The sequence below is a fragment of the Dysgonomonas sp. GY75 genome (genome assembly GCF_015234155.1).
In the GTDB taxonomy this organism is placed as follows: domain Bacteria; phylum Bacteroidota; class Bacteroidia; order Bacteroidales; family Dysgonomonadaceae; genus Dysgonomonas; species Dysgonomonas gadei.
In genome coordinates, this window is record NZ_JADCLQ010000038.1 from 114,773 (window position 1) to 123,022 (window position 8,250).

Genomic DNA, 8,250 nt, shown 5'->3' on the forward strand with positions numbered 1-8,250 from the left:
CCTATGAAGAATGTCTATTATATCGGCTCGGGTGAACTAACCTTCGAGATACTGGAGCAAATCATAAACAAAAATCTGAAACTGGAATTGGCTCCGGAAGCCAAAGACCGTATACAGAAATGCCGCGATTACCTCGATGAAAAAATCAAGTCGCAGAAAACGCCGATGTACGGTATTACCACAGGTTTCGGTTCGCTCTGCAACAAGAATATATCTCCCGATGAACTTACCCGTTTGCAGGAGAATCTTGTAAAATCGCATGCTTGTAGCGTGGGCGAAGAGATATCTCCGGTCATTGTCAAACTGATGCTGCTGCTCAAGGCGCATGCCCTGTCTCTTGGATATAGTGGCGTGCAGGTGATAACGGTTCAGCGTATTATCGACTTTTTCAACAATGATATTATCCCTATCGTTTGCGATCGTGGTTCTCTCGGCGCATCGGGTGACCTGGCTCCGCTTGCTAATCTTTTCCTCCCTCTGATTGGAGCGGGAGATGTTTACTACCAGGGAAAGAAGCGTGAGGCAATAAGTGTACTGGATGAGTTCGGCTGGAAGCCTATCCGCCTGATGAGTAAGGAAGGACTGGCATTGCTCAACGGGACACAGTTTATGAGTGCTAACGGAGTTTTTGCTATTCTCCGTGCATTTGCCATATCAAAGAAAGCGGATTTAATAGCTGCCTTATCACTCGAAGCCTTCGATGGTTGCATAGACCCGTTCTACGAAGGCATACAAAAGATGCGTCCGCATCAGGGGCAGATCGACACAGCAGCCAACTTCTGTAAGCTACTTGAAGGTAGTGAACTTATTTCGCGGGAAAAGGCGCACGTACAAGACCCTTACTCTTTCCGCTGTATTCCACAGGTACACGGGGCAACCAAAGATGCAATGAACTATGTGGCATCAGTCTTGTTGACAGAGATAAACTCGGTGACCGACAACCCGACCATTTTTCCAGATGAGGATAAAATCGTGTCGGGCGGAAACTTCCACGGGCAGCCATTGGCTCTTTCTTACGACTTTCTTGCGATTGCATTAGCCGAACTCGGGAATATCTCTGAGCGGCGTGTGGCTCAGTTGATTATGGGGCTTCGCGGATTGCCTGAATTTCTTGTCGCTAACCCGGGTGTCAACTCCGGCTTTATGATTCCACAATATACATCCGCATCGATGGTTAGCCAGAATAAGATGTACTGCTATGCGGCATCGAGCGATTCCATCGTATCGTCCAATGGGCAGGAAGACCATGTGAGTATGGGGGCGAATGCAGCAGTCAAATTATTCAAGATAATGGATAACCTGAACCATATTCTGGCTATAGAGCTGATGAATGCCGCGCAGGGAATAGACTTCCGCCGTCCGGTGAAAACATCGCCGATCCTCGAAAATTTCCTGAAGGAATACAGGAAAGAAGTAGCTTTTATCAATGACGATATTGTAATGTACAAAGAGATACATAAGACAGTAGCATTCCTCAACAGGGTTTCTCTGGATTTTATTGATTGGCAATAATTTTTTCTATCTGCATAGATAGGAACCAGATATAAAAAGTAACAAAAGTAACACCTTCTCGGGTTTTGCTTCTTGTTACTTTTTGTATTTTACCAGAGTGCAAAAAGCCAGAAAAGACAAGGTTTTGTTTCTGTTAAAATATCTAAAAGGTAGCACATGTAGTAGATATATCAGTTAACAACGCCTTTTCCGTAACTTTTAAAAAAGGTAACAAAGGTAACACGGAAAGTAATTAATAATGAAAAATTAATAATTAGCTTGTCAGTCATCAGTGAACAACTTGCATCTCGTGTCTTATTTACTCGTATCTCATATAACTTACTACTTATTCCAATACTTCAAAGAGCTATAAGCTAATAACTAAAGGCTATAGGCTTAAAAAATGTATAGATAAAATTTCAGCTAAAAATAGCAACTATACAGCTCTTTATTTACCCCCTTAATTCATAATCAATTGGTAAGAATAAAAGAGAAGTTTTTGAATATGAATTGTTAAAAGATTATCTTTGTTTGTCCAATAGAGAATGAACCTTATAAACCAGGAAACCATCAAAAATTAATTGCATGCGAAAACGAACAATCTATCACCTTCTATTTGTGATAAGCCTGCTGTTTATCAGCACGAAAGTATCCTCTCAGGAAATCAATCCTGATGTTTTATACAAATTGGTAAGCCCTTCGGGTCTGGTTATCGATAACCGTGATGCACCTGAAAATTCGGCAAATATGTATCTGGCCAAAGATGTGAAGAATAGTCATGGTCAGGTATGGAAGATAGTCAAGTTGGCTAGTGGTTATTATACTATTACCAATCCGTTTATCAATAAAAGCATTGATAACGATAATGAACCGGCTGGCAACGGAAATCCCATTATACAATGGGATGCTAATCCGACAAACAGAAACCAGCAATGGAAGTTTACTGTCACCGGAACCGGTGCATACAGCATTTCGCACAGAAGCAGTGGCCTGGCAATTGCTTTTACCGGAGAAGATGCAATAGGTGCACGTATATTTCAAGTGCCGGCATCATCGCAGGTATGGAGATTGGTTCCGACCAACATAAAAGCCCCAAAAGAAGTAAAGCAGAAACCGAGTAAATATGATTGGGAGAACGAGACTATCTTTGCTATCAACAAAGAGCCCGGACATGCTACTTATTATACTTTCCCTTCCTTGGAAAGTCTCAAAGCGGATAAAACTTTTGACAAACCTTGGGAAGAACCGGCATCTTCTTTATATAAGTCTCTGAATGGCAATTGGAAGTTTCACTGGGTGAAAAAGCCGTCGGAACGCCCTGCTGATTTCTACAAGATGAATTATGACGTTTCTTCATGGAAAGAGATACCTGTACCTTCCAATTGGGAAATGCACGGCTACGGGACTCCTATATATACCAATATAACATATCCTTTCAGAAACAATCCTCCTTTTATACAACCGCAGAAAGGATATACGAACGAGATAGAAGTAAATCCTGTGGGATCGTATCGCCGCGATTTCTCAATCCCTGCCGATTGGGACGGGAAAGAAATATTCCTCCATTTCGATGGAGTATATAGCGGGCTTTATGTATTGATAAATGGGAAAAAGGTGGGTTATAGCCAGGGTGCGAACAACGTGGCCGAGTTTAATATCACCGACTATGTAAAAACCGGAGACAATACAATTGCAGCCGAAGTATATCGCTGGACGGACGGTAGCTATATAGAAGATCAGGACATGTTCCGCCTGAGTGGTATCCATCGGAGTGTATTCCTGTTTGCTACTCCTAAAGTGCATGTGCGTGACTACTTCCTTCAGTCCGAGTTTAAGGGGGACGACTACAGTAGTGCGGCATTTAAAGTCAATGCTTCAGTAAAGAACTATGATAAGAAAGCGTCCCAACCTGCGACCGTAAATATATCCTTGCTTGATATGGCAGGCAAAGAGGTGGCCAGCCTTTCTCAACCTGTAGAGGCTCTGAAAGGCGGACAGGAACAGGTTTATGATCTGCAGACTACAATAAGCAAACCTACTCTATGGTCGGCAGAAAAGCCGAATCTTTATACGGCTGTTGTTACTCTGAAAGACAATAATGGAAATGTAGTGGAAGCGATGTCGTCCAAATTCGGCTTCCGTAAGATCGAGATAAAGAACAAGCGTGTATATGTAAACAATGAGCAGGTATTCTTCAAAGGAGCAAACCGTCACGATATTCATCCTCAGTTCGGTAAGGCCGTTCCTGTGGAATCTATGATACAGGACATCCTGCTGATGAAGCAGCATAACCTGAATACAATCCGTACAAGCCATTATCCGAACGACCCCCGTATGTATGCCCTGCATGATTATTACGGGCTGTATGTGATGGATGAGGCCGATTGCGAAAATCATGGTAATCATTCTATCAGCGGTATGCCAAGTTGGGCTCCTGCATATAAGGACAGGATGGATAGGATGGTAAAACGCGACAGGAATCACCCGTCTATAATCTTCTGGTCGTTAGGTAATGAAGGCGGAAACGGCGACAACTTCGATGAGATGTATAAAGTGGGTAAGGCGCTCGATTCTTCACGTCCGATACACTATGAAGGAAAGAATGAACTGGCGGACATAGATTCGCATATGTATCCGGATATGGCCCGGATGGCAGCTTTTGATCAGCAAGATTCCGATAAGCCGTATTTCCTTTGCGAGTATGCCCACTCTATGGGAAATGCTCCGGGCAATCTCGCCGAATACTGGGATTATATAGAGAACCAGTCACAGCGTATGATTGGCGGATGTGTATGGGACTGGGTAGACCAAGGGCTGAATATGTATGGAAAGCCTGCCAACCAATACTATCTGGGTGGAGACTTCGGTGATAAACCGAATGACTTCGACTTTGTAAACAACGGGCTCACTACCCCTGACCGCCGGGTTACTGCCAAGCTGTTGGAGGTGAAAAAGGTTTACCAGTACATTAAGTTCAAAGCCCTGTCGTTGGGTACAGGTAAGATAGAGATTGAGAACAAGTACGACTTTACCGACCTGAACGAGTTTGATATCACATGGGAAGTTATCAAAGACGGAGTAAAAACAGAGTCGGGCAAAATGGCCCCTGTCGACTTGGCTCCTAACCAAAAGACAGTGATAACAATCCCTTACAATAAGAACCTGGATGCAGGCAGCGAATACTTCCTCAATCTGTCTTTCTCTTTGAGAAAGGATGCAAGCTGGGCTAAAGCCGGACATACAGTTGCTGCCGAGCAATTCGCCCTGAACAGAAGACTACCGTTGGCGGCAGTGAATACTTCGGCGATGCAGAATGTTGTCACTAGTGTAGACGGAGATAATCTGATAATCGGTGGCGCAGATTTCAAGACCGTATTCAACACTCGGACCGGAATTATGACCTCATTGCAATACAATGCCAAGGAGATGATATTCAATAACAACGGCTTCAATCTGAACTGGTATCGCAGTGTGAACAATGACAAATATACCGACCAGAATTACTACCCGACAACAAATGATAAGCCCTTGTTTACTTATCAAACGGCTGCTGATGGCAAGTCAGTTACCGTAATATCGAGCACTACAGCCACCATCAACAGCGAGAAACCGGTTCGTGTACCGTATCTGGTCAAATATGTGATCTACGCCGATGGTACAATAGATGTGGACGCCAGTTTCACTTCTCCGCAAGACGGACGGATCATACATCGTCTGGGACTACAGGTTGTACTGCCTGAAGACATGGAAAATATCCGTTACTATGGTCGTGGCCCGCATGAGAACTACTGGGACAGGAAACATTCCGCATTCTTCGGCCAGTATGCCACTACTGTAAAAGGCATGGAAGAAGAGCATTATGTCCGTGCCCAGAGTATGGGCAACCGTGATGATGTAAGATGGGTCAGCATAACAAACCAAAGTGGTCAGGGATTGAAGGTATCATCCAAAGACAGACTGGGATTCACTGCTTTGCATTTTACCGACCAGGCTTTGTGGGAAGCTATACATGACTTCAAGCTGGATGAGATCCGTAAACCGGAGATTTATCTCAGTCTGGATTGCATCCAACAAGGACTTGGAAATGCAAGCTGCGGGCCTCTGCCTCTGCCTGAATATATGATCCCTGCCAATCAGAATCTAAGTTATTCGTTCAGGATACAACCTGCAAAATAAATAGTTAAAGCTTTAAGAAATCCGTCTGTATTCTCAAAATACAGACGGATTTTTGTTTTATTTGTTCCATACCGGTGCTTCAATCCCAAGTAAGTGCTTCACAAAGAAATCGCGACGCTTACGTTCCCCGTAATCCCCGCCTAAAGTATGTCTTACTCCCGGTAGCATCACAAATTCAAATTCTTTATTCTGCTTTATCAGTTCATCTACCACCTGTAATGTGCTAGACGGATCTACATTATTGTCCAGTTCGCCGAGTATCAACATCAGATTGCCTTGCAGCAATTTGGCATTCACCACATTCGAACATTCTTCATATTCTTTGCCTACAGGATAACCCATCCATTGTTCGTTCCACCATATTTTGTCCATCCTGTTATCGTGGCAACCGCAGGCTGCTACACCCACTTTATAAAATCCGGGATGGAACAGCAATGCGCCCATTGCATTCTGTCCTCCTGCCGAAGCTCCGTAGATACCGACATGCTCTACATCCATTTCCGGATATTTGGCTGCTGCCGCTTTCATCCATGCGATGCGGTCGGGGAAACCTGCATCTTTCAGGTTCTTCCAACATACATCGTGGAATGCTTTTGATCGGTTAGCAGTGCCCATACCGTCGATCATCACCGTTATAAAGCCTAGTTCGGCCAGTTCGCTGCACCGTTGGCTGATGGCAAACGATTTAGGTACATGTGAATCGTGAGGACCTGCATAAATATACTCGATAACCGGATATTTCTTTGTCGGGTCGAAGTCTGACGGGCGTATGATTACACCCCAGATGTCAGTCTGTCCGTCCCGACCTTTTGCCGAGAATACTTCCGGCATACGCCATCCTGCTTCTACAGCTTTAGTTATATCCGGTTGTTGCTGAGGTTTCAATATGACCTTTCCGTCTGTGGCGGAGCGCACGACAAGGGTAGGAGATAGGTCGACCCGAGAATAACTGTCGACAAAGTAAGTATAATCCGAAGAGAACGTGACGTTATGGTTGGCATTCTCCGGCGTAAGCGGCTGTATTTTACCATTATCTATATTTAATGAATAATACTTTTCCAGATATGGGTCTTCCCCTTTGTCCATGCCACAGGCTTTGAATATCAGTGTCCGTTTCTTTTCATCCACATTGACAACTGATTTTACCACCCACTCGCCTTTTGTCAATTGTTTCTTCACCATTCCTGTGAATACATCGTAGAGATAGATATGCCGCCAGCCGTCACGTTCTGATATCCATAGCAGTTCTTTTCCGTTTTCGAACCAATGTTGGTATAATGCATTGTAATAAACGAATGTTTGGCTTTTTTCATCTACAACAGGGCGTAATTTCCCCGTCGAAATATCTCCTGCATAAATAACATACTGTTGATGTCCGCGCTTATTGAAACTGAATGTAAAGTAACGGCTCTCTTTATCCCATTTTATATCATCCAGACTGAATTGCGCTTCCACATCAGGGACTTTAAACTCAATGGCTTTTCCTTCATCTACCAGAAATGCCACAGGACGCCTGATCGGAAGTGCATCACCCGGCTTCGGGTAATCATACTCCTCCGTTTTTGGCTGTAGCTGGTCTTTTGGAGAAGACGCGATAAGTAATAATTTACGTGTTTCGGCAGGACGGTATTTGCAGCATACTATCTTCTTAGAGTCGGGCGACCAATAGATATTGGACGAATAATATTCAGAAACAGAGCCGTCGATACTTATCTTCTTATTCTCTTTTGTAGCCAAATCGGTCACCCAGAGATTGCCTTCCGAGATGTACGCCTCTTGCTTCCCGTCAGGTGATTTCACCTTATCTTTCCTGTCTTCCTTAAAGATACCACCCCAATAATAATCATTACGGGGAGTTTGATCTTTGTCTTTGGAGATGGTGTAGTCGGCTAACAGACAGGTATATTTGGTTTCATCTACAGAGAAGTAGATCGAATCCATATTCTTACTGTATTGTAATGTCCTGAATGGTAGTTTATACGGATCAGTTTCCTTATTGATTACTTTGGCTAAAGCTGTAGCCAGCTTTTGCTGATCGAAGGCCGGACTGACCTCTTTTTTATCTGCATTTATCAGGAAGAATTCACTTCCTTTCGGTGTACGGGTCAGATACCAGAAGCTATGCGATTCGTTTACAGGCTTAATATCTGACAAACCATAATAGTATTTGTCAGTATATTTATCTCTGAACCTGTCAGCTTGCTTGTACAGGCTGTCGATAGTTTGCCCGTAGGCAAAAGAAGAAATAAGTAAAGTGAAAAGCAGTAATTTTCTCATTGTATATTTATTTGCATATATTAACGATATATAGTTAAAAAGTAACAGAGGTAACGGAAAATCAGTGAACAGCATACCAATCCGGCGCTCCGGATTAAAATAATGAAGAAACGTCCTGGATGCTTACCTTGCGTGAGTTTTTGCAGCCCAGGCCGAAGTTTACAATGGTGTTTCGAACCCCATGAACAGCATGGCTTAAACCACAGAAGGTAAAATAATTGGTGATACTTTTCAAAGGTAATCCCGCTTAAGAGTTTAGATTTAGACAATGTGGTTTAGCAAAAACTATAACCATAAAAACTAAAA

3 protein-coding genes are annotated in these 8,250 nt (G+C 43.4%); 2 read left to right on the forward strand and 1 reads right to left on the reverse strand.

What is annotated here, in order from left to right:
• Positions 1 to 3 precede the first annotated feature (3 nt).
• Together hutH and IR083_RS16385 are read left to right on the forward strand one after the other, a co-directional pair.
• Positions 4 to 1,512 carry a histidine ammonia-lyase gene (hutH, locus tag IR083_RS16380; protein ID WP_194225139.1) on the forward strand — a complete coding sequence of 503 codons (1,509 nt, stop codon included), beginning with the start codon at positions 4 to 6 and terminating at the stop codon, positions 1,510 to 1,512.
• 564 nt (positions 1,513 to 2,076) lie between these two features.
• On the forward strand, positions 2,077 to 5,667 hold the full coding sequence (locus IR083_RS16385) for a glycoside hydrolase family 2 TIM barrel-domain containing protein (protein ID WP_194225140.1): 3,591 nt from the start codon (positions 2,077 to 2,079) through the stop codon (positions 5,665 to 5,667).
• A gap of 57 nt (positions 5,668 to 5,724) precedes the next feature.
• On the opposite strand, the gene IR083_RS16390 is transcribed toward IR083_RS16385, so the two are convergent.
• Positions 5,725 to 7,944, reverse strand: a complete 2,220-nt coding sequence (locus IR083_RS16390; protein ID WP_194225141.1) for a S9 family peptidase — start codon at positions 7,942 to 7,944, stop codon at positions 5,725 to 5,727.
• Between the last annotated feature and the right edge of the window lie 306 nt (positions 7,945 to 8,250).